Source organism: Veillonella sp. CHU732 (assembly GCF_003992085.1).
In the GTDB taxonomy this organism is placed as follows: Bacteria; Bacillota; Negativicutes; order Veillonellales; family Veillonellaceae; genus F0422.
The window spans coordinates 81,680-104,901 of record NZ_RQVC01000008.1 but is presented as its reverse complement, the minus strand read 5'-3'; the positions used below and the strand labels follow the sequence as shown (position 1 = coordinate 104,901).

Below are 23,222 nucleotides of genomic sequence, written 5' to 3'. Positions count from 1 at the left end.
TATGGTGACCCGTGGGGGAATCGAACCCCCGATACCGCCGTGAAAGGGCGGTGTCTTAACCGCTTGACCAACGGGCCATGTTGAGTAAATGGTGACCCACCCGCGACTCGAACGCGGGACACCCTGATTAAAAGTCAGGTGCTCTGCCAACTGAGCTAGTGGGTCATAAAATGGCAGGGGTGGATGGGATCGAACCATCGCATGTCGGAGTCAAAGTCCGATGCCTTACCGCTTGGCTACACCCCTGTGTTGTGGGGTGAGTAATGGGGATCGAACCCATGCATAACGGAGCCACAATCCGCCGTGTTAACCGCTTCACCATACCCACCACAGGATATTTATTCTGTTTAGCACTATCGTGCCTTACAACGATATTTAGTATATCAGCTAATGTTTTTTGTGTCAACCACTTTTTAAAAAACTTTTTTAACTGTTCTACTATCTCATGTTAACCATCTAGTTCATTACATGAGCATCGCTGATGTTTTTAAAGTATATCAAATAATCTTTTTCTTGTAAACCCCTTTTTAATATTTTATTTTCTAATTTTCTCTGATGAAGCTTTCCTTCTATTTATACTTTTATTTTCTATTACATTGTTTACTCTTAATGCTTTTATTTTATATGTATTCTTTTACTTTTGTTAGTAGTATTTAATGTAAAGTATATTCTCAATATTTACCTTATCAATTCATGTTCATCACTATCAACGGTAATCTTTTAGTCTTATTATCTATAGTTTATATCTTTATTTGTTCTTACTTACCAAATATAAAAATAGAGGAACGTCAATTGCTTTCAATCATCGTTCCTCTAGTTCATTTAGGACTATTTCACTGCTGCCCTTTTCCATGTATTTTTTTAATATATTTCAGGTATCACCTTGTATCTAATTTATCTGCTACCAGCTTATATCAATACTATACTTTCTACTAAATTAGCTTAGCTACATCATTTAAATTTTCAGCCATTGTTGGATGTGTAAAGATTTGGTCACGCAAGTATGTATACTTGATGTCATTATCCATCGCCATTTTGATGATGTTGATCAACTCTTCGGAGTTTTTACCAAATAAAGTGGCACCTAGGATCAAACCAGTATCCTTATTAACAGTTAATTTAAATACACCGCGTGGATCTTGGTTTACTGCATGACGCGGCATATTATTTACTGATAATGCCACTGTCACCGCACTTGGATATTGTGCTTTCGCTTCTTCTTCATGTAAACCTACATGGGATAAAGCAGGTGTAATGAAAGTAGAATACGGCACATGTGCACGATTGCCTAACTTATAACTTTCATCTCCGTGCAATACACGATTCACAATGCGGAAGTCATCAAGGGATACATACGTAAATTGTTGTCCTCCGTTTACATCGCCTACGGCAAACACATTTGGAACCGCTGTCATCAATGTATCATCTGTTACGATGGATCCATTAGGGCGTACTTGAATGTCTGTGTGCTCTAATCCAAGACCTTCTGTATTCGCTTTGCGACCTGTAGCATGCAGCAAGGCATCGAAGACAAACTCTTCTCCACTTTCAGTCACCACTACTACAGTATCACCTACATTTTTAATTTCTTTTGTAACAACATTGAAGTGGAAATGAACACCATCTTCTTCTAAGTATTGTTGCGCTAACGCAGCTACGTCTGTATCTTCACGTTTTAAGATTCTGTCGCCACTTTCAAAAGCAGTCACCTCAGCACCTAAACGTGCATATAGATTAGCGAACTCAATACCAATGTTACCGCACCCAATGATACCTAACCGTTTTGGTAATGTAGGCAACGCTTGTAGTTCAGTGCTGTTGTACACAAATTTAGATGTAGATAGACCTGAAATTGGAAGTACTACATTAGTAGCCCCTGTGTTGATGATGATAATTTCAGCTGTCAATGTTTCCACGCCATCTGCTGTTGTTACTTCTACTTCTTTATTGGAAGTAAATTTACCATGACCAGTATACATGGTTACATTCGGATTGGATGTTAACATGTTTAAGTTCTTTGCATTTAACTTTCCTACTACTGTATCACGAGTTGCCTTTGCAGCTTCGTAGCTTTTGCCTTTATCCGCACCAACAATCATCGTTTTTGTAGGGATACATCCGATGTTGATACATGTACCACCATACATAGCTGGATCTTGTTCAATTAAAGCGACTTGTTTTCCTTCTTTGCCAAATGTGGCAGCTAATGTTTTACCTGCTTTACCAAAGCCGATAACGAGTAAGTCATATTGTTTCATTATAGTCTCCCCTTTTGTTAATTCACATGAATAAAAATATATTATATGTTTCATTGTAAATACAATATTGTTTTTATTGTATACCTATTTACTAGGAATTTCAATACTATATATCACAAATGTTTTTCCAGCTACATAGTTTCAACAAGTTTTTTAACTAGCTGCACTTTTAACTAGCTGCACTTAGATACTGTATTTTAATATATCTACTTACTGACAAAATTATCATGCGTTTACCTATTATTTATGAACTTGCCCTATTCGGTTGTATAACTCATACGCAAAACTAGCACTTTCACAAAGAAAGTGCTAGTACGTCACTCACTATAGCACACTTAGGTAAAGAGTTTATTCTGCAATTCGAGCTTGTAAATATTGTTTTACAAATGTTGGCAATACGAATGCAGATTTTTGGATGCCGTAGTTATAGTATTTAGTTGTAAAATCTTGAGCACGATTTGGATCCCATTCTAATGGGTCATGTTTCTTAGATCCCATAGTAAAGCAATGCATACCTGTTGGATATAACGGAATGAATGCTGTATATAGGCGAGTCACAGGGAAATGTTTATTTACATAGTAGAATACATCAGATACTAGTTGTTGATGCATCACTGGAGATTCTGTTTGTTGTACAAATAAACCATCTTCCTTCAAGGCACGATATGTATTTTTGTAGAATTCTTCTGTAAATAAACCTTCACCAGGTCCGATTGGGTCAGAGCAGTCTACGATAATCACATCATAGAAATTTTCTTTTCCCGCTACATGACCAATACCGTCACCAATGGTTACTGTCAATTTTGGATCTTGGCGAATCATAGCGTCAGCAATAGATGGCAAATATTGTTTTGCCAATTCCACTACTTTACCATCAATTTCTACCATTGTCACTGTTTCTACACAGCTATGGCGTACACATTCTCTAGCCACGCCACCATCACCGCCACCAATGATCAATACATGCTTAGGGTTTGGGTGCAAGAATAACGGAATGTGGCTCATCATTTCATGATACACAAATTCTTCTCGTTCTGACGTTTGAAACACACCATCCAACACAAGCATATTACCATATTCTAAACTATGAGCGACTTCTATGGTTTGAAAGTCGGATTTTCCAGAATATAAAATTTCATCCACTTCTGCGCATAATGCAAGATGAGGGGACTGTAATTCTTTAATCCATTGTGTCATTTCTTACTCCTCACATTGTGACTGGATGTATAAAAAAGCTCCACCCAGTAAATTATCTCGTAACCAACGGCGTAGTGAAAAAGTTCGTTCCATACCTTCATCATAGACAACACATCGTGTGTCATCATAATTAACTTGCATAGATACGATAGGAACCCAATGCCATGTAGATAGCCCTTCTTCCTGTCCACGATGACGATTTAAAAAAGCAACAGGACAATTTTGTTCCAGTCCACGTTGTATGAAAGCCGTTACTTCTTCCACCGTATAAGGACTTCCTTTTAGAGGAAAAATCGGCAATCGTTTCACATTATAAGACAGGTTGTTATCTGCCATATATTGGTTGACACCTTGTTCCCACCAAGTACTTTTATAGAGCCCCCCACCATAGCGAGGACGCACGTATTCCCATACTTGGTTCATGCGCACCAAAGCTTGATCACCGTCTACAGCAGTCTCAACAGGTAAATATCCATCGCGGAAAAGGACATAGGAAATGACCTGCGTCGCTGTAGTTGGGCCACAACCTGCTAAGCGTTTCCACGCATCTTCATACCACTCTTGGTCATACCCATAGGAAAAGTTCCCATCCTTTTTTACTTGTAACCATTCAGGATGTTCTAACCGATAGCGTTTAATGCCTGCCATTACGCTTCTACTACCTCAACAGTTTGCATGCGGTCACCTTGTTGGATTTTATCTACTACATCCATACCTTCAATGACTTGACCGAACACAGTGTGAACGCCGTCTAAATGAGGTTGTGGTTCGTACACGATAAAGAATTGGCTACCCCCTGTGTTAGGTCCACGATGTGCCATGGATAAAGCACCCCGAACATGTTTATGTGGGTTGCCTTTAGTTTCACATGGAATTGTGTAACCAGGGCCACCTACGCCAGTACCCATTGGGCAACCACCTTGAGCCACAAAACCAGGGATAACACGATGGAATTTCAAAGTATCATAAAAACCTTCTTTGATTAATTTTTCAAAGTTAGCTACTGTACCAGGAGCTTCATTTTCAAATAATTCGATAACAATGTCACCGTATTCCATATGAATAATTGCTTTTTTCATTACTGTACCTCCAAAAAAGTTCTAATTACATGACCCGCTAAATGCAATCCTGCTACAGAAGGAACAAGTCCACAGGAACCTGGACTTCTTGAATCGTCATCTCGGTTCGGTGTCATCGGTTGTTCTGTAGAGAATAATACAGTTTGCTTTTTAATGCCACGACGACGCAATTCTTTACGCATAACTTTCGCCAATGGGCATGTATGGGTCTTATTAATATCTGTAATCTTCAATTGATCAGGCCACATTTTATTGCCCGTCCCCATAGAAGATATACATGGTATATGACTATTATAACACGTTTCGATGATGGATAGTTTGGCACTTACCATATCGATTGCATCAATGACAAAATCTGGGGCTATATCGGTGATGAAAGTCGGATGACTTTCACCAGTATAGACCATATCATAAGCCTCAATATGTAGATTAGGATTGATTGCTAAGGCTCTCTCTTTTGCGACCTCTACTTTACGTTGACCTACCGTGCTAGGCAAAGCAATAAGCTGACGATTAATATTACTCACCGTCACTTTGTCACCATCGACAATAATTATATGCCCTACGCCAGAACGAACCAACGCTTCTAGGGCAAAGGAGCCTACACCACCGCATCCAAAAAGAAGGACTTTTTTACCTTGTAGGGTTTTAATTTTTTCTTCCCCTACCAACCATTGTAAGCGCGTTAACATATGTTCCATATTAATAGGCTCCTGCTGGGATAATTTCAGTCCAATATCCATCTGGATCAGCAATAAAATAAATGCCCATTGCTTCATTCTCATAGACAACGCAGTTCATAGCCTTATGTTTTGCTAACGCTCCTTCGTAATCATCTACATAGAATGCTAAGTGGAATTCATTATCTCCTAAATTATATGGGCGATCCCAATCACGTAGCCATGTTAATTCTAACCGATGTGGATTGGTACCGTCTCCTAAATAGACAATTTTAAAGGATCCATCTTCCCCATCGATATGACCGACTTCTACTAACCCCAAAGCTTCTTTATAAAAAGCTAGACTTTTGTCCAACTCTTTCACATTAATATTATTATGAGCAAAGCTAAATTTCATACTTCCTCCTTAATTCCTAGTAAATAACAGTATTATTCTAACATAGGTACTACGGGAATACAATCATTGCACCTGAAAGTAGACTCTGCTTCCCTCATCGGTTTTTGTCACCACCAAGTGTGCACCAATTTGTTGTTGTAATTCTGGCACATGGGATATAATGCCTACCAATCGACCTTGGGATTGTAATGCCACCAAAGTTTCCATCGCCACATCTAATGTATCTGGATCTAATGTACCAAATCCTTCATCAATGAACATAGTATCCAAATGAATACCTCCCGCATAGGATTGGATGACATCCGCTAATCCCATAGCAAGCCCTAAGGATGCCAAGAAAGTTTCTCCACCAGACAACGTATTAGCAGGACGGCTTGCCCCTGTATAGGCATCAAAAACAGCAATATCCAACCCCCGTGCGCCACGACCTCCGTCTTCTAAAGATCGTTCCAGTCGATAGCGACCACGACTCATATCATGAAGTCGTAAGTTCGCTGCACTCAATACTTCTTCTAGAATAGCGCCTAGTACATAGCGTTCAAAGCTGACACCTTTCATACCCGTATCCCCACCATTGGCCAAATCGGTTAATCCGAAGATAAATGCCCGACGGTCCGACAACTCTTTGGTATCCGCTTCTAACTTGGCAATCTCTTGGATAGTTTTTTCCTTGGCAGTCACTTGTGATTTCAAGGTACCAATAACTTCCCCTAGATTTTTCAATTCTTGTTGTAATGACTCCACCGACTCCTTTCGAATCTCTTCAGGTACCTTAGCATAAGATGCCAAGTCCTGTTGCACTCCTTCTAAGAGAGAAGTCAACCTCAACGATTCATTGTGATAGGCACTAAAGGTTTCTTTCCATACTGGCAATTTATCAAATGCATGAGATTCCTGTTTAAATGCATCAATGGTAAGAGATTCCGCTGCTAACACTTGCTCGATTTCCTTGTCCAAGAATTCTATATCCTGCGCCATGCGATCCTGTTGTTCTTTAATAGTCCCTATTTCTGTGATGAGCGCCACCTTTTGTTCTTGGCTAGCTTGACGCGCGGCTTCTACCTCTTTACGGTCCGCTTCATACCGTTTCAGAGAATCTGCGAGATCTTTCACCTCAGCCGTATACGTTTCCACCGTAAAAGGAGCTATACTCTTTTCAATACGATGCATTTCTGTTGTCATGTGGTGAACATCTTGTTTAATCGTCTCTATCTGACCAGCTAAAGTAGTCAATTCCAGTTGTTTTGTATGAAAGTTAGCTTCTTCTACTTGTATTGCCTTATGTAATGTTTCTAATCTTTCTTCCAATTCTACTTTAGTGGTTTCAGCAACAACTAACTCATTTTGTATCGTTTTAAACGCTTGGTCTATAGTTTCTATATCTGCAGATACCTTCCACCATTGGAGGCGTTCAGCTACCCTATCTATGTCCTTGACTTGTATAGCCGATTCCAACATATTCCCCAAGTGAATAATAGCTTTTCTTTGCACACCTTCTGTTACATTTGGATAGCTTTCACATAAACGATTCCATTCTTTACTATATCGTTCTACTTCTTCTTCACTGTGGCTTAGCTTGGTTTCTATCGTTGCCACCTGTGTTTGACTAGCTTGGAACTCTCTGCGGAATCTATCTACCGTTTCTCTAACAATGTCTTCCGACGGGGCTTGTGCTAGTTGTGGATGTTCTAAGGAACCACACACAGGACACGGCGAATCATCTTCCACTTGCAAACTCACTTCATAGGCTTGGTGTTGTCGTAATAATTGCTCATTATGATGATATAGACCTTCACGCGTCTTGCAGACCTGTCGTTCTTCCTCCAACTGTTGACTATGAAGATTTCTAGCATCCCAAGCAGTTTGGAGTTTGTTAACAACCCCCTTTAAGGAATCCCACCAACTCCGCAGTTCACTGGTACATAATTTTTCCTCACCTAAGGAAGCATAATTTTGTAACTCTATCTTTATACCTTCTAATGTTTTACGATGCAACTCCAGCTCTGCCTGACTTGTAGTTATCTCCTGTTGTAGAGCCTGTTGTTGCTCCACTTGCTGTGCTTTCGAAGCCTCTATATCAGTCCTTTTTATCACAAGTTCGCCATACCGCTCCACCTCTTGTTGCAAGGCCTGTAATTGGTGATATTGCTCTTGTTGCTTTGCATACATTTCCTCTTGAGCTACTAGCTGTTTCCACTTAGACTCTAAGGTTTGTAAACTTCCTTCCACGGACTGCAACGATGTTTTCAAGGCTTCTAATTTTTCTTTGTCCGTTCTGAAAATATCTTGCAATCTCTCATAGTCTTTCATAGACCTCCGAACTTCTTGCAACCGTTCCCAACGGCTAATAGCCTCCCCTAATGCAAGATGCGCCGACTCTCCTTCTTGATGAGTAGCCACGGCTTGACTGTATTGATCTTTGCGCGATACTAGGTTGGCATAGGTTTCGTACTTAGCATAGGCTGTTTGCAAAACATCGCACTGCTCCTGTTTCTCCTTACGTTCTTTTTCACGAATCCCTAATACAGCACGTTCTTCTTCCGTCAATGCCACTAAGTCCTGTAAGGTATCTACTGTGTAGGTACTCAATAAAAACTCAACCTTTTGTAATGTATCTTGAATCCCTACGGTAGACTCGGCCAATTCCTCTTTCAGTAGGTCTTGCATGCGTTTATACACAGAAGTTTTAAAAATCGTATGTAACAATACTTCCCGTTCTGATGTGGGAGCTACTAATAGTTTTCTAAAATCACCTTGGGGAAGCAAGACAACTTGCAAAAATTGATCCACCCGAAATCCAATGATCTGTTGTACATAGTCACGAATTTCTTGGGCTTTCGTAGTGAGTAATTTCCATTCATCATCAATCCATTCACTGATAGAAGCAGTTGCTAATACCGTTCTTGTACCAGTGCCTCGTTTTTTCTGTAATTCTTGTTTTGGAGTTCTCTCCATCCGATATCGATGATCACCTACTTGAAACTCAAACAGCACTGATGTAGGTGTAGTAGCATCTGCATAATCGCTACGCATATCAGATCCATCACGAAGACCACCACTAGTTTGACCATACAGAGCATATACAATGGCATCTAATATACTTGTTTTTCCTGCTCCTGTAGGTCCTGTAATTAAAAACATGGATTGATTTGCCAATACAGCAAAATCAAGGATTACTTCCTTAGGGTACGGACCAAAAGCAGTCATTTCTAATCGTAAGGGTCTCATGCTTCTTCCTCCCTTAATACACGACGCCACAACTGCTCCATGTAGTCTAATTCTTCTTGTGAAAGTTCTTCATTACGAGCTTCCTTAGCAAATTGGGCAAATAAATCTTTCTCATTTAGTTCCTTGAATCGTTTAGCACCCGTTGTATCTCGCACCACTTCCATACGACCTACTAATTCTAATCGCATACAGTAAGGGAATACTTTTCGCAAGCGGCGCATTCCGTCCACTACAGGTGCGGTATCTAACAATCGTACTTCCACATAATCATTATGATGCCGTGTATGAAGACTTTCATCTGCTAGCAAATCATCAAAATACCCTGTCAAACTCACAAATTGGCGGCGCCCTACAATAGGAATCTCACTGATTGTTGTAGCCCCTTTGCCATCTATATCAACGATAGTGAAACTTTTATTATACCCTACCTCGTCAAAGGAATAGGTCAACAAGGAACCACTATAGCGAATATGGTTAGATCCAATTCGCTGCGGTCTATGCAAATGACCTAATGCCGTATAGTGAAAGTCTTTAAATACCGTTGTCGGTACTTGTCCAGATCCGCCTACCAAGAGAGGTCGTTCGGACTCACTTTCAGCACCACCTGCCACAAAGGCATGGGCCATACACAGAGTACGGCAACCTTTAGAACGACGTGTTGCATAGTCGGACCACCGTTCATAGGCATCAGCAATAGTCCAATTATATTTGTTTGTATCAGAACTTATATCATTTTTCACAGTGCCAATGCCAGACATATCACCATTATCGCTATAAGAAGTAATGTCTAGATTTGCAATACTTGCATCACTTAAAGAAGCAAATAAATCTGCTAATTCACATTGCGTTCTATGCTTTTTAGATGTCTTAACAGATTCGATATTCTCTGTTATTTCTATCGTTTCATTTCCAATACCTTGCCGATTCAGAGCACTTTGCATATCACGCACTTCTCCATATGGTAATGCCCATACATCGAGTTGACCGTGTCCATCTTGGAATAGGATAGGATTCATCCCTTGGTGAGCCTGCCCAAGCAAATAGATGCCATGCGTTTCCCAAGCACTACGCCCCATCGCTAAGCGAGGTCCGCTATCGTGATTTCCAGAAATAACCACCATTGGAATTTTTTCTGTAAATGCTAATCGATGCAGAACAGAATCCCATAACTCAATGGCCTCAATAGGTGGCACTGAGCGATCAAAGACATCTCCACTAAGCACCACTAAATCAATATTTTCATCTTTTAATACTGAAAAAAATTGATGCTCCAACACATGGGCTTGATCCGTTGTTAAATGTTCATTGTAAAATAGTCGTCCCAAATGCCAGTCTGCTGTATGTAGTATGCGCATACTTACACCTCGTTTGCATAAATCTCCCGTAAGATAGAAATTTCTTTTGCATATCCATCTAACTCATTTGGTGTTTCTAAATAGAATGGTAGATGACGTAATTTAGGATGGGTGATGAAATTAGCAATGGCCTCGATACCAATGTGTCCTTCCCCGATTTTTTCGTGACGATCTTTATGAGCTCCTCTAGGATTTTTAGAGTCGTTCAAATGCACTGCATGGATTCTGTCTAAGCCTACAAAATGATCAAACTCCTCCAATACACCGTCTAAATTTTCAATGATATCGTATCCACCTTCATGAATATGGCACGTATCTACACAAACACCAATGTATTCTTTGTGTTTCACGCCGTCAATAATACGTCCTAATTCTTCAAAATTGCGACCTACTTCCGTGCCTTTTCCTGCCATAGCTTCTAATAGAATGGTAGTTTTCATACCTGGAAAAATCACTTCATTCAACATATCTACGATATATTTGATGCCTTGGTCCACACCTTGTTTCACATGGCTACCAGGGTGAAAGTTATATAAATGGCCAGGTAAATACTCCAACCGCTCCAAATCTTCACGCATGGAATTTTTAGCAAACTCACGGAGCCCTGGATCGGCGGCACACGCATTTAAAGTATATGGTGCATGTCCTAATAATTTACCAAATTGATGTTCTTTCAGGAATGTATCTAAAGCTTTCATATCTGCTTCATCAAAAGCACGAGCCTTACCGCCTCGTGGATTTCTTGTAAAGTATTGAAATGTATTGGCACCAATAGACAGCGCCTCTTTTCCCATATGTAAATATCCTTTGCTAATAGATAAATGACATCCGATTGTTAATTGACTCATATATAACTCCTTCTCTTACCGATTCATTTTCTTACTTGTAAGTATATCATGTAACCTTCTATGACATATACAGTTACATAGAAAATAGGGGATAATTGTTTATGTAAGCAATTATCCCCTATTCATCTGTTTCTAATCTAAGACTAGATGGTTTCCATTACTGTTAATGTGAGCTTTTACGCAAACATTCTGGACAAATGCCTTCAAAAGACACATGAAGTCTTGTAATTTCATATTCACTGTGGCGTGCCACTTCTTCTCTTAGACAGTTGACTTGTACATCATGCAAATCATTAATACGATTACACATTGTACAACGTACATGTGGATGATTTCTTGTATCCCAATCATATCGGCTACAGTCATCACCCAAGTCCAAGACACGAACTAAACCAATGCGTTCAAAAATCTCCATCGTTTTATATACAGTCGCCAAGCTCATACTTGGATGGTCTTCCCGCAAACTTTGGTAGATCATTTCCGCAGTGGGATGGTTGTTTTCTGCGTAAAGAACATTATAAATGGCAATACGCTGTGGCGTTACTTTATAACCTTCTTCTCGCAATTTTTGTGCAATATCCATAAAGCACATCCTTTCCACTTGGAAGCTTAACTGTGAGATTAAAACACTATTACTCTAACTATATTATATCAGAAAGTTCATTCCCAAACAATAATCAGAATTGGTTAATTTTAAATATCCTTACTTAAGGAGATTAATCTTTAAAATATGGTTTGAAACCGCTACCTTGATGTTTTTGTTGTTTTTGTCCATCACGGGAACGACGTTCTCCACTATTGGAACGTTGACTGCGATCGCGAGAGGAACGTCTTCTATCTCCGTCACGACGATCATCACGACGGCGACCATCTCTACGACGATCATCACGGCGACGGCCATCTCGACGTCCACTGTCACGGCGACGACGTATACGAAGTGGCGCTTCTTCTGTAATGCTAACAGGAGTTGTATCTGGCTCTTTTGTCAACAATTTCAAAGCAGCAGCCAACAAAGTAACGGAATCGATATCATTCAACAACTCTTCTGCACTAGAACGGTAGCTTGCTAATTCTTCACGATTATCTGCTAAAGCAATCAATTTCTCTACTGCAATTTTTTGTTGACCTTCTAATACTTCTCCTAAGGATGGAGCTTTACGACGAGCAATCTTGCGTTTTGTCAAACGTTCAATAGCATGTAAATGCTCAATTTCACGTGGGATAACAAATGTCATCGCTACGCCTGCCTTACCAGCACGACCAGTACGACCAACACGGTGTACATAGCTTTCAGGATCTTGTGGCAAATCATAGTTATATACATGCGTCACACCGCTAATATCTAATCCACGAGCTGCTACGTCTGTAGCCACTAAGATATCGATAGTGCCTTCACGGAATTGTCGGATGACAGAGTCACGTTTTTGTTGAGACAAGTCACCATGAATGCCTTCTGCCATGTAACCACGCTTTTTCAACGCTTCTGTTACTTCATCTACACGACGTTTTGTACGACCGAACACGATAGCCAACTCTGGCGCTTGGATATCTAGCAAACGACACAATACATCAAATTTTTGACGATCTTGCACTTCAATGTAATATTGCTCGATTAAATCCATTGTCACTTGTGTCGGTTTCATACGGATTAATGTTGGCTCTGTTAAGTATGTTTCTGCCAACTCTTGAATTGCTTTTGGCATAGTAGCAGAGAACAATAATGTTTGACGCTCTTCTGGAACAGCTGTCAAAATTTTATTGATATCATCTACGAAGCCCATGTTTAACATTTCATCCGCTTCATCTAAAATGACAACTTTTACATGGTCAAAAGAAATAGATTTTCGCTCCATGTGATCCATCAAACGACCAGGTGTCGCTACAATCACTTGTGGATGTTTTTTCAACATACGGAATTGACGTCCAATATCTTGACCACCATAAATTGGTAGGGCTTGGATATTTGTATGTTGCGCCATTTTATTTAATTCTTCTGCCACTTGAATAGCTAACTCACGGGTCGGTGAAAGAATCAATACTTGTGGATCTTGGATTGTTGGATCAACTTGCTCTAACGCTGGGATACCGAAGGCAGCTGTTTTACCTGTACCAGTTTGCGCTTGACCAATCATATCTTGACCGGACTTCGCCACTGGAATGGCTTCGCGTTGAATCGGTGTTGGTTCTTCAAAGCCCATATCGTTTAAAGCTCGTAAAATAGGTTCGCTAATGTGTAAATCTTCAAATTTAATTTGCATATATAAAAGGGTCCTCCTTTAAAATCTTGTATATGTATCATGCGAATTAGTATATTATAACACAAGTAAGATGTCCTTGTATATGAGAGTATGATAGAAATCGAGAACTTTCAATGTGTGATGAATCACCTTCCCTATTGTACTACCAAGTATTTCATGGTATACTTTAACGGTATACACGCGCCTATAGCTCAGGGGATAGAGCGCCGGTCTCCGGAACCGGGTGCGCAGGTTCGATTCCTGCTAGGCGCACCACTGATATAACTGGATTCTCACTGTTGTTGAGAGTCCATTTTTTGCATTTGAGCCCAATTTTGAGCCCAATTTAAATTTTCATAAAAAATACCGAAAAGCCCCAATGTTATATCTACTTCAGATAACATTGGGGCTTATTACATTATACTTTTACTTAAATAATTGCTCTTTGATCAACTCTAATAAGGCATCACAGCTACGACTTACATCATCATAGGTTTCGTCAAAATTTCCCGTATACCAAGGGTCTTTTACATCTCGACTTTCTCCAACAAACGTCATAGCCTTATACACCTTATGATCAACCTCATCATCGATAATAAGGCGCAAGTTTCTTGCATTATTTTCATCCATGATGATGAGGTAATCAAAGTTACGGTAATCATCCATCGTTACTTGGCGGGCCTTGCGACGAGTATAAGGAATATCCATTTCATCTAATTTTTGTTTAGTTCCATAATGGGTATCGTTTCCTATCTCCTCACGAGATGTAGCTGCGGACTCAATATAAATAGAATCGGTTAAGCCCGCCTTGTTAACGATATGCTTCATATAAAACTCTGCCATCGTAGAGCGACAAATATTACCGTGACAGATGAATAAGACTTTTACCATACTATCCTCCTTACATACTAATAGTCCTTACAGCATACGCTATAAGGACTATTAGTACAAGATTTAATTAAAAGTTATGTCGTACTCCCGCATCCAGACGCCATGTATTGTCTATAGTAGCACCAAAGTTTTTAGTAAATGTACCATATACGTATGTACTTGGACTAATGCTCCAAGAGCCTCCAATTTCAGCATCAAGCCATGTATCTTTCAAGTCAAGTTCTGTATGCACTGTTGGATTACCTGGCGCTGAATATGTTGTATTCATTTTACCAGAGAATTCGTGAACCAATGCGAGTTTTGCAAAAATGTTGGATGTTTCTGTTTCTCTACCAATGCCAAATCCCAATCGACCTACAGTAGAATTAACAGCATCAGCTTTCACATCCATAGAGCTACCACCAACAACATTAGCATCATAGGATACGCCGTTCAAATGGCCTACAATAAATTCTACGCTAGGATCCATGTAGAAACCATTTTTTTTCTTAATACGTTTACCGTATTCAGCACTTAAAGAGGTACCAAATCTATGATACTCCCCATTCAATTGATGTCCCCCTAATGAGTGAAGTTTGTAAGTATTGGATAAGCGGTTTCCACGAGCGATGATATCTAAGTAACGTCCATCATCATGTTGTTTTGTACCATATAACCCAATACCAACGGTTTTGCTGTCTCCGTTGCCAACGGCATAGGAGTTACTAGACGTACTGTAATCTAGAGCGCCACCAAATGTCCAACCATTGGATACCTTATGATCATAACCAACTTGTACACCATTATATGTCATATGAGCATCAGCACCATTTGTCATGTTAGATTTGCCACCAATGTATTTAGCCCATACACCTTGGTTCGTATTAGTCAAACGAAGGTCCCCTAAACGTCGTTGTAAATCGTTCGTAGTATTGCGCCAAGCCATCGCTGTAGATGCAATAGCAGATTTCGTACCACTTACCAACGAAGATTCACTAGCATGTGTGACCGCCGCGGTATCAGCAACAACAAGATTACCTTGTGCATCAAATGCATTTGTACCAAGTTCAGTCATAGCAGCCGGTCTTGTAATACCTTCATTAACTTGAACAGCTGCAGCTAGTTTCTTATCATTTCCCGTATATTGTAATTTATTGGCTAACGATTTCATTTCTGCACGATAACTTGCATCATCAGTCAAATTCTTAGCACTATCACCTTGTATAGTAATATGACTATGATCAGTAGCATGTTCAATAATGATTTTACCATTATTAGCTTCACTTGCTGGTACACCTGTTTTATAATCAGCATTTACAAAACCACTATAGTTTTGAATCGTAATAGGACGCGCATCGATAGGATGAATCATACCTGCTGCAGTTGGATTTGCACCACCTACAAGATTACGAACTTTACTGCCTTTATATAAGTATGCTGCATCATCTCCTGATGGACGTGGTTTTTTGGGTGTAGGTCGTTCCTTACCAATCCATTCATTATTCCAAGTAGCACCATTTTGTAAATATATATCGGCACCAGAATTATGAGGATTTTTATTACTTTCAGCATATTCATTTAACACAGCACCAATAAGACTAGAGTTAGAGGTTGTAAAAGCGAGTCCGATATTTGCTGCCGCTTCATTAAGATTTGGATTCTCACCATAATCTTTATTAATTAACCCTACATTACCAACAGCTACTAAATCCTTCGTACCTGGGTGTTTACCATCGGTACCTGCATTCACATATACATCGCCCTCTTCTGCCACAACAGAATAGGTATCTGACGTTTTAAGAGGATAGGTTATAATACGACCACCGCCATCAACGATAATATGACCTCGGTGATTCGCTTGCAATCCTACTCCGACAGCGTCAATATCTACATTGCCTTTCACATGAATATTGCTATCACCATAGTCTCTGTCAGGATTATCGTTATGATGTGGCACCTTACCACCAAGACCAGCATAGACAGCACTCATATAATAATGCCCCAAATCTTTTTTATCTGCTGGTGCATCATTTTTTAATCGTACAATAAGATCTTTATCTATAGTCAATTGCGATCCAAATACAGTATAAACCCCTGTTACATTTTTAGATTTACCTGTGTCCATCAAGCTTTTACCATGTACATTTACGGTTAATGTATCTTCTATATGCTTAACCTCAGGTTCCGTTTGCTTTTGATTGCCCAACGATAAACCAATTAAGTTTTCTGCTTTATCACTATACTTAGTAATATCTGTAGCCATTACTGAATAAGACATTCCTGTTACTACTAATGCAGCCATTACGGCTGATACATGACGTGTAATTTTCATAATAACCTCCACACCCAACAACAGATATCAATAATAGATATCAATAAACTACCGTCATTATACATTGTTATTTGTACTTCGTACATACTTATATATCTATAAATATGCTATTATGCATACTTTATATAGTAAAGCATTATTATGCCAATTAGTTATAATTGATAAAATTATCATAAAGATTGACATTGTAAAACAGTGCGTAGCGATACCTTCCAAAAAGAAGCATATGACTGGATTCTCACCTTTGTTGAGAATTCATTTATTTTGCATTTGAGCCAATTTTTAAACCCAATTTGAGTCTAATTTGAATTTTTTTCTTGCCAAACTTAAATGAATAGAGTATACTAAACGCAATTATTGAAAGAAAGGAGTCACTACAATGATGAAGCAAGCCAATTTAGCTACAACAAATGTAAATACATTTTTTTGGTTCTTTATCCACACTGCGGGTAAAGAACTATTTGAGCTACGCTAATTTAGGTAACATCACTGAGTGGCTTTAAATAGTGGTAAGGGCTACCCGTACTAGGTATAGGCGGGTAGCCCTTTTTGCATATCTTCCTATACCACCACTCACGAATACCTACATACACAAGATTTAATTTAGGAGGACAATATGATTATTCGTTTACACACTACAGCAACAGAAGCACAAATTGCAGAACTACGTCAACTACTAGAAGCCACTGGCGTTATATTACATCCTGTCCATGGAGAACAACAAGATATCATCGGTTTAATAGGTGATACATCCCGTGTCGATTTACGCACTATTGAATCCCTTCCATACGTTGAAAAAGTGATGCGTATCCAAGAGCCTTTCAAAAAAGCAAATCGTAAATTCCATCCTCAAGATACGGTGGTTACTGTAGGAAATGCAAAAATTGGTAGCGGTCACTTTGCTATCATCGCAGGCCCTTGTTCTGTAGAAACACCAGAACAAGTCATCGAAGTAGCAAGGGCTGTGAAAGCAGCTGGTGCTGGTATTCTTCGTGGTGGCGCTTTCAAACCTCGCACTTCTCCATACTCTTTCCAAGGCATGGGCCCAAGTGGCTTAGCCTTACTAGAAGAGGCAAAAAAAGAAACTGGTCTACCGATCGTATCTGAAGTTATGGATATCTCCCAATTGGAATACTTCGACAATGTAGATATGTTGCAAATCGGTGCCCGTAATATGCAAAACTTCAACCTGTTAAAAGAAGTCGGCAAATTAAGAAAACCAATCTTATTAAAACGTGGTCTATGTGCTACATACGAAGAATGGTTAATGGCTGCGGAATACATCATGAGCGAAGGTAACGAACAAATCGTTCTTTGCGAGCGTGGTATTCGCACCTTCGAAACACGCACTCGTAATACTTTAGATGTAACCGCGATTCCAATGATGCACGAGTTATCCCACTTGCCAATCATCATGGACCCTAGCCATGCAGCAGGTATGAGCCGTGTGGTTCCATCCTTGTCCTTAGCCTCCGTTGGTGGCGGTGCTGATGGTTTAATGATTGAAGTTCACAATAATCCAGAAAAAGCATTATGTGATGGTCCGCAATCCTTACACCCAGAGCAATTCGCTACTTTGGCAAACCAAGTATTCGCTTTACGTGATGCATTAGGTCATAAATAGGTCACTCCTATGGATACAATTCATATTCAAGCCTCCACTGCTTACGATGTGATTATCGAGCGACATAGCTTGCCTCGCATTGGTAAGTACTTACACGCTATCAAACCTCCTTGCTCCGTCATGATTGTCACCGATGACAATGTGGCCCCTCTCTATGCATCTACAGTTTCTAAATCTCTAGAAACAGCAGGCTACACCGTTCACACCTATACGTTCCCTCATGGTGAAAGTGAAAAGAACGGCCATCGCCTCATGGATCTAATAGAAACATTAGGAACCGCAAAATTGACTCGGAAAGACCTAATCATCGCCTTAGGTGGTGGCGTCGTCGGCGACCTAGGTGGGTTCGCTGCTGCCACCTACTTACGAGGTATCGATTATGTACAAGTACCTACGTCACTGTTGGCTGCTGTCGATTCCTCTGTAGGCGGTAAAACAGCTGTGAACCTAGAGTGTGGTAAGAATTTATGGGGTGCTTTTAAACAACCTATCCTCGTTCTCTGTGATCCAGAAACACTTTCTACCTTACCTAAAGAGGAATGGATTAATGGATGTGGTGAAATTATCAAATATGGTTTCTTAGATCATCCAGAGTTACTAGCTCAACTTCAAGAACGCCCTCTCTTACAATATCCAGAAGATGTAGATAGTATCATCGCTCAATGTGTACGCATCAAAGCTCATGTAGTGGAAGTAGATGAAAAGGAAAGCAGCCTCCGTGCGACGTTGAACTTAGGTCATACCTTTGGACATGGTATCGAGCACGGTAGTGCTTTCACCATTCCTCATGGTAATGCGGTGGCATTGGGATTACTCATTATGGCAAAAGGTGCTGTAGCCAACGAAGAGCTAGACCCTACCATCATTTCTTGTATTGAACAGATACTAATAGCCCATGAATTACCCACCACAACGACGATTTCAAAAGATCTTATCTTAGAAGAAGCTAGTCATGACAAAAAAGCCTCTGGCTCTTCTATTACCATCGTGGTTCCTACCGGATATGGCACGTCGGTGCTAAAAAAAGTTACCTTCCAAGAACTTGGTACCTACTGCCATATGTAAGTATAGTACTCAATGTTTTATAATTAGAATACATTACTAAACTAATTTTGATATACCCCGATTCTAGAGTTACTATGTATGATATATTAAACAAATTATACTTACCTTTTATAGTTATACTTGTAATTATCACCTCATGGTGATAGCTCAACCATAACAGAAAGGATTCCTATGCAACATGTTTCTAATGTGCCCTTATGTGGCACAATCCCATCTATACCGGCTAAGGCTCATGCCCATCGGGCACTCATTGCAGCTGCCCTTGCCACGAGTCCTAGCTCGATTTTAATCTCTCACTCTTCCAAGGACATTGATGCTACTATGGATTCCTTGCGAGCCCTTGGTGCAACGATTACCTATGAAAATGGTGTGGCTCATATTACTCCAGGTCCTCCCCCTTCTATAGGACAAGTATTACCACACGAATCAGGTACGACATTGCGATTACTCTTACCTGTGTCCGCCTCGATTTGTGACACTGTGAAAGTAGATGCCAAAGGACGTCTACCAGAACGACCACTAGAACCATTGTTGAGCGAAATGAAAGACCACGGCGTATCGTTTTCACAAGACGCACCGCCTTTCACTATGGCAGGTCGTCTGCAAGGTGGTACCTTCACCATGACGGGGACCGTAAGTTCTCAATTTTTCTCAGGTCTTCTTCTGGCAGCTCCACAACTGGGGCACACCACCGTTAATTGCACAAGTTCCTTACAATCGAAAGACTATGTGACATTAACCATAGAAACGATGAAAGACTTTGGTGTGCAAGTAACAGAAGGCATCACCAAGGAAGGTTATCCAAGTTTTACTATCGAAGAGAACCAATACTTCCACGGCAATGAACAATACCCCATTGAAGGAGATTGGTCCAATGGCGCCATTTGGCTAGTGGCGGCAGCTATGACAGGGCAATCTATTTCTGTCACAGGTTTACGTTCCGATTCTGTACAAGCAGATAAACGGATTCTTTCTATTTTAGAAAGCGTTGGTGTCACTTGTACGTGGAATGGTACTACTGTCATGGTTACTGGCAAAGCACATCAGCCAATCCATGTGAATTTAGAACAAATACCAGATTTGTTGCCTATTTTATCTAGCTTAGCTTGCTCCATAGAAGGTGAATCTTCTTTCATCAATGGCGCCCGCCTGCGCTTAAAAGAATCAGACCGTTTAGAAGCAGTAGCACAACTTATTCGCGATTCTGGCGGCATTGTTCGCATGGAAGGAGATAATCTATATATCACGGGAACAGGCACTCTTACGGGTGGAACTGTAGACTGCGTGAATGACCATCGTCTCGTCATGGCTGGAGCCTTAAACGCACTCATCGGCACTTCTCCTATGATTTTGAAGGACAGCGAAGCCATCAGTAAGTCGTATCCTCACTTTTTTGAAGACTGGAAACGATTAGGTGGGCAGACACATACTATATAGTAGCATTCAATCTCTGTATATGACGTGACATATGCCTCTTAATGTGGCATATATGTTACCCTAACAAAGGTGTCCTATAGATGTTTCTATATATCTTTTTTATTCTGTTTACTATACACGTATACAACGTATCTACGAATATATAGTAATACATATACCATACTTTATATATAACATACGATAAGGAGTAATTATGGCATCCTATTTCGGTCGCACCGTAAAAGTCTCCACCTTTGGAGCTTCTCACGGTCAAGCTATTGGCGGAGTTGTAGACGGACTTCCTTGTGGGTTTCCAGTCAATCTAGAAACCTTGCAAGATTTCCTAAAACGACGGGCTCCAGGTCAACATCAATTACAAACACAAAGAAAAGAAGCAGATATCCCTGAGTTTCAATCAGGCCTCGTACAAGGAAGACTGAGCGGTTCTCCTTTGGCTTTCACTATTCAAAATACATCACAACGAAGTGGGGATTATGATAACCTACGAGATGTGCCACGCCCATCTCATGCGGATTACACTGCTCGCATGCGCTATGGTGAGTATGTGGATATGCGTGGGGGCGGTCACTTCTCTGCTCGCATAACAGCCCCTGTTTGCGTAGCTGGTGGCATTGCTATACAACTATTAGAATCCATCGGCATTCACGTGCACGCTCACTTAGCGCAAGTGGGCACTGTCCCAGATACATCTATCGATTATACTAACCCACCTATGGACAAGCTCGCTAGTATCAGCACTGAAGCGATTCCTATGTTAGACCCTGTACAACGCCATACAGCAGAGCAACTTGTATTGGAGTTAAAAACATCTGGCGATTCCACTGGTGGTATCGTAGAAGTCTTAGCCACCGGTTTACCTGTTGGCATGGGAAATCCTAATTATGATGGCATTGAAAATCGCTTAGGTGCTACGCTCTTTGGTATGCCTGCGGTAAAAGGCATTTCGTTTGGATCTGGTTTCCCTGGCTGTGCCTCCCGTGGAAGCGAGCAAAACGATCCTTTCATCATCACTGATGAAGGAGTTCGTACAGAGAAAAATAACAGCGGTGGCATCCAAGGTGGTATCACCAATGGCATGCCCCTTGTCATGCAAGTAGGGATTAAGCCCACACCTTCTATTTATCTTGAGCAATCTTCCGTGTCCCTTAGCAACCACAGTGCAGAAGTGTTACAAATTCAAGGTCGCCACGACCCTTGCGTAGCCCTACGTGCCGTGCCTGTGGTAGAGGCCTTGACGGCTCTTGTGCTCTTAGATTTTGTACTGGAACATGATCCACATGTATTCCGTCATTTCAGTGATCGTACGTTGGAGGTGTAAATGTTTGGATTATTAGGCCGTACTTTGGGCCACACCTACTCCCCCATGATTCATCAATCCTTAGGAAATACATCCTATGACATATTTGAAATGGAACCAGACCAACTACAAGATTTTTTTAATCGTTCTGACTTGCAAGGCTTAAATATTACCATTCCCTATAAAATCAATGCCTTACAGGCTTGTCATCACATCAGTGATATTGCAGAAGCAATTGGTTGTGTCAACACTATGGTGCGCGAAGCAGATGGTTCTTGGTATGGGACCAATACGGACTATGATGGCTTCCTAGCTACCTTAGATTGGTCTGGTATAGAAGTGACAAATAAGCATTGTTTAATTTTAGGTGATGGGGCCTCGTCCAATACAGTGCATGTGGCATTAGAAAGATTAGGCGCCGCCTCTATTACCCATATCAGCCGTCATCACTTTCCTACATATGAACACATTGCACAATTTTATGAACGGGCACAGGTAATTATCAACTGTACTCCAGTTGGTATGTATCCTCATTGTCCTGACCAAAGCATCCGATTAGCCCCTTTCACTCACTTAGAAGGTGTTATCGATTTAGTGTACAATCCACATCGTACTGCCATTCTAATAGAAGCGGAATCCTTAAATATACCCCATGTGAATGGCTTTGTATTTCTATTAGCCCAAGCCATAGCAGCCAGCGCATTGTTTTTACATCGCACCTATGATGAAAGTATCCTTTCAGACCTATACAAACAATTTCGACAAGATCAAGAAAATATCATTTTAATTGGTATGCCTGGGTCTGGTAAAAGTACCATTGGAAAAGCCTTAGCTAACCTAACAGGACGACCACTAGTAGATATCGACAGCCGCATAACAGAGGAGATCGGTTCCATCAGTGATTACATTTTAACGCACGGGGAACCTGCATTCCGTATTATAGAATCTAAGATTATCGCCGATGTAGGCAAACAAACAGGCCTCATCATCTCCACTGGTGGCGGTGCCGTCACCATGCCAGAGAACTTTGCTCCCCTAAGACAAAATGGACGTATCTATGAAATTTATCGTCCTTTAGAAGAATTAGATACAACAGGGCGTGTTCTCTCCTCTGGTGGAATAGAACGATTGCAACAATTGTACACAGTACGGGCTCCCCTATATGCACGATTCCGTCAAGCACAAGTTCTAAACACTGGTACTCCTGAAAGCGTGGCTCAACGCATCCTAACGGACTTACATAGCAATCTAGTATAACTTGCTATTAAGATATATACTGTATCAGTCTTTCTTTTCTTATATCTACTCATCACTATTG

The 23,222-nt window shown here is 40.5% G+C and carries 18 protein-coding genes and 5 tRNA genes; 6 read left to right on the top strand and 17 right to left on the bottom strand.

Annotation, left to right across the window (positions count from 1 at the left end):
• Nucleotides 1-2: 2 nt before the first annotated feature.
• The 15 genes from EO121_RS05090 to EO121_RS05020 form a co-directional block, all read right to left on the bottom strand.
• Nucleotides 3-77: transfer RNA gene (locus tag EO121_RS05090), tRNA-Glu, on the bottom strand.
• Nucleotides 78-89: 12 nt separating this feature from the next.
• Nucleotides 90-165 (bottom strand) — tRNA-Lys (locus tag EO121_RS05085).
• 6 nt (nt 166-171) lie between these two features.
• Nucleotides 172-246, bottom strand: a tRNA-Gln gene (locus EO121_RS05080).
• 6 nt (nt 247-252) lie between these two features.
• Nucleotides 253-328: transfer RNA gene (locus EO121_RS05075), tRNA-His, on the bottom strand.
• 604 nt (nt 329-932) lie between these two features.
• Nucleotides 933-2,258, bottom strand: coding sequence for an FAD-containing oxidoreductase (locus tag EO121_RS05070; RefSeq protein ID WP_127166518.1), 1,326 nt, complete (start codon nt 2,256-2,258; stop codon nt 933-935).
• A 348-nt stretch (nt 2,259-2,606) separates the two neighbouring features.
• Nucleotides 2,607-3,455: a polyamine aminopropyltransferase gene (speE, locus tag EO121_RS05065; protein WP_009353503.1), complete on the bottom strand. Its 849-nt coding sequence runs from the start codon at nt 3,453-3,455 to the stop codon at nt 2,607-2,609.
• Nucleotides 3,456-3,458: 3 nt separating this feature from the next.
• Complete coding sequence (locus tag EO121_RS05060; protein WP_127166516.1) at nt 3,459-4,103, bottom strand: hypothetical protein; 645 nt, start codon at nt 4,101-4,103, stop codon at nt 3,459-3,461.
• Nucleotides 4,103-4,534, bottom strand: a complete 432-nt coding sequence (locus EO121_RS05055; RefSeq protein ID WP_127166514.1) for a peptidylprolyl isomerase — start codon at nt 4,532-4,534, stop codon at nt 4,103-4,105. Before EO121_RS05055 ends, EO121_RS05060 begins: the two co-directional genes overlap by 1 nt.
• Entirely contained in the window at nt 4,534-5,235 is a 702-nt protein-coding gene (locus EO121_RS05050) for a ThiF family adenylyltransferase (RefSeq protein ID WP_127166512.1), read from the bottom strand. The genes EO121_RS05055 and EO121_RS05050 overlap by 1 nt, the downstream gene beginning before the upstream one ends.
• A gap of 1 nt (nt 5,236) precedes the next feature.
• Nucleotides 5,237-5,611: a VOC family protein gene (locus tag EO121_RS05045; protein ID WP_127166510.1), complete on the bottom strand. Its 375-nt coding sequence runs from the start codon at nt 5,609-5,611 to the stop codon at nt 5,237-5,239.
• A gap of 63 nt (nt 5,612-5,674) precedes the next feature.
• Complete coding sequence (locus EO121_RS05040; protein ID WP_127166508.1) at nt 5,675-8,839, bottom strand: AAA family ATPase; 3,165 nt, start codon at nt 8,837-8,839, stop codon at nt 5,675-5,677.
• Nucleotides 8,836-10,194, bottom strand: a complete 1,359-nt coding sequence (locus EO121_RS05035) for an exonuclease SbcCD subunit D (RefSeq protein WP_127166506.1) — start codon at nt 10,192-10,194, stop codon at nt 8,836-8,838. The genes EO121_RS05040 and EO121_RS05035 overlap by 4 nt, the downstream gene beginning before the upstream one ends.
• A gap of 2 nt (nt 10,195-10,196) precedes the next feature.
• Entirely contained in the window at nt 10,197-11,042 is an 846-nt protein-coding gene (locus EO121_RS05030) for a deoxyribonuclease IV (RefSeq protein ID WP_127166505.1), read from the bottom strand.
• Between the two features lie 163 nt (nt 11,043-11,205).
• A complete protein-coding gene (locus EO121_RS05025; RefSeq protein ID WP_127166503.1) occupies nt 11,206-11,625 on the bottom strand; it encodes a Fur family transcriptional regulator in 420 nt (139 codons plus the stop codon).
• A 133-nt stretch (nt 11,626-11,758) separates the two neighbouring features.
• On the bottom strand, nt 11,759-13,300 hold the full coding sequence (locus EO121_RS05020; RefSeq protein ID WP_127166501.1) for a DEAD/DEAH box helicase: 1,542 nt from the start codon (nt 13,298-13,300) through the stop codon (nt 11,759-11,761).
• A gap of 180 nt (nt 13,301-13,480) precedes the next feature.
• Between EO121_RS05020 and EO121_RS05015 the strand changes: the two genes are divergently transcribed.
• A tRNA-Arg gene (locus tag EO121_RS05015) sits at nt 13,481-13,555 on the top strand.
• A gap of 150 nt (nt 13,556-13,705) precedes the next feature.
• Here the strand turns inward: EO121_RS05015 and EO121_RS05010 are convergent.
• Both EO121_RS05010 and EO121_RS05005 read right to left on the bottom strand, forming a co-directional pair.
• Nucleotides 13,706-14,170 (bottom strand): low molecular weight protein-tyrosine-phosphatase, encoded by a 465-nt coding sequence (locus EO121_RS05010; protein WP_127166499.1) that lies wholly within the window; start codon nt 14,168-14,170, stop codon nt 13,706-13,708.
• 67 nt (nt 14,171-14,237) lie between these two features.
• A complete protein-coding gene (locus tag EO121_RS05005) occupies nt 14,238-16,481 on the bottom strand; it encodes an autotransporter outer membrane beta-barrel domain-containing protein (protein ID WP_127166498.1) in 2,244 nt (747 codons plus the stop codon).
• 616 nt (nt 16,482-17,097) lie between these two features.
• On the opposite strand from EO121_RS05005, the gene aroF reads away from it, so the two are divergent.
• The 5 genes from aroF (at nt 17,098) to EO121_RS04980 (ending at nt 23,161) form a co-directional block, all read left to right on the top strand.
• Complete coding sequence (gene aroF / locus EO121_RS05000) at nt 17,098-18,105, top strand: 3-deoxy-7-phosphoheptulonate synthase (RefSeq protein WP_127166496.1); 1,008 nt, start codon at nt 17,098-17,100, stop codon at nt 18,103-18,105.
• A gap of 9 nt (nt 18,106-18,114) precedes the next feature.
• A complete protein-coding gene (aroB, locus tag EO121_RS04995) occupies nt 18,115-19,170 on the top strand; it encodes a 3-dehydroquinate synthase (protein WP_127166494.1) in 1,056 nt (351 codons plus the stop codon).
• A 171-nt stretch (nt 19,171-19,341) separates the two neighbouring features.
• Nucleotides 19,342-20,607, top strand: coding sequence for a 3-phosphoshikimate 1-carboxyvinyltransferase (gene aroA / locus EO121_RS04990; protein WP_127166492.1), 1,266 nt, complete (start codon nt 19,342-19,344; stop codon nt 20,605-20,607).
• A 193-nt stretch (nt 20,608-20,800) separates the two neighbouring features.
• On the top strand, nt 20,801-21,925 hold the full coding sequence (gene aroC / locus EO121_RS04985) for a chorismate synthase (protein ID WP_127166490.1): 1,125 nt from the start codon (nt 20,801-20,803) through the stop codon (nt 21,923-21,925).
• Nucleotides 21,926-23,161, top strand: coding sequence for a shikimate kinase (locus EO121_RS04980; protein ID WP_127166488.1), 1,236 nt, complete (start codon nt 21,926-21,928; stop codon nt 23,159-23,161).
• Nucleotides 23,162-23,222: the final 61 nt, after the last annotated feature.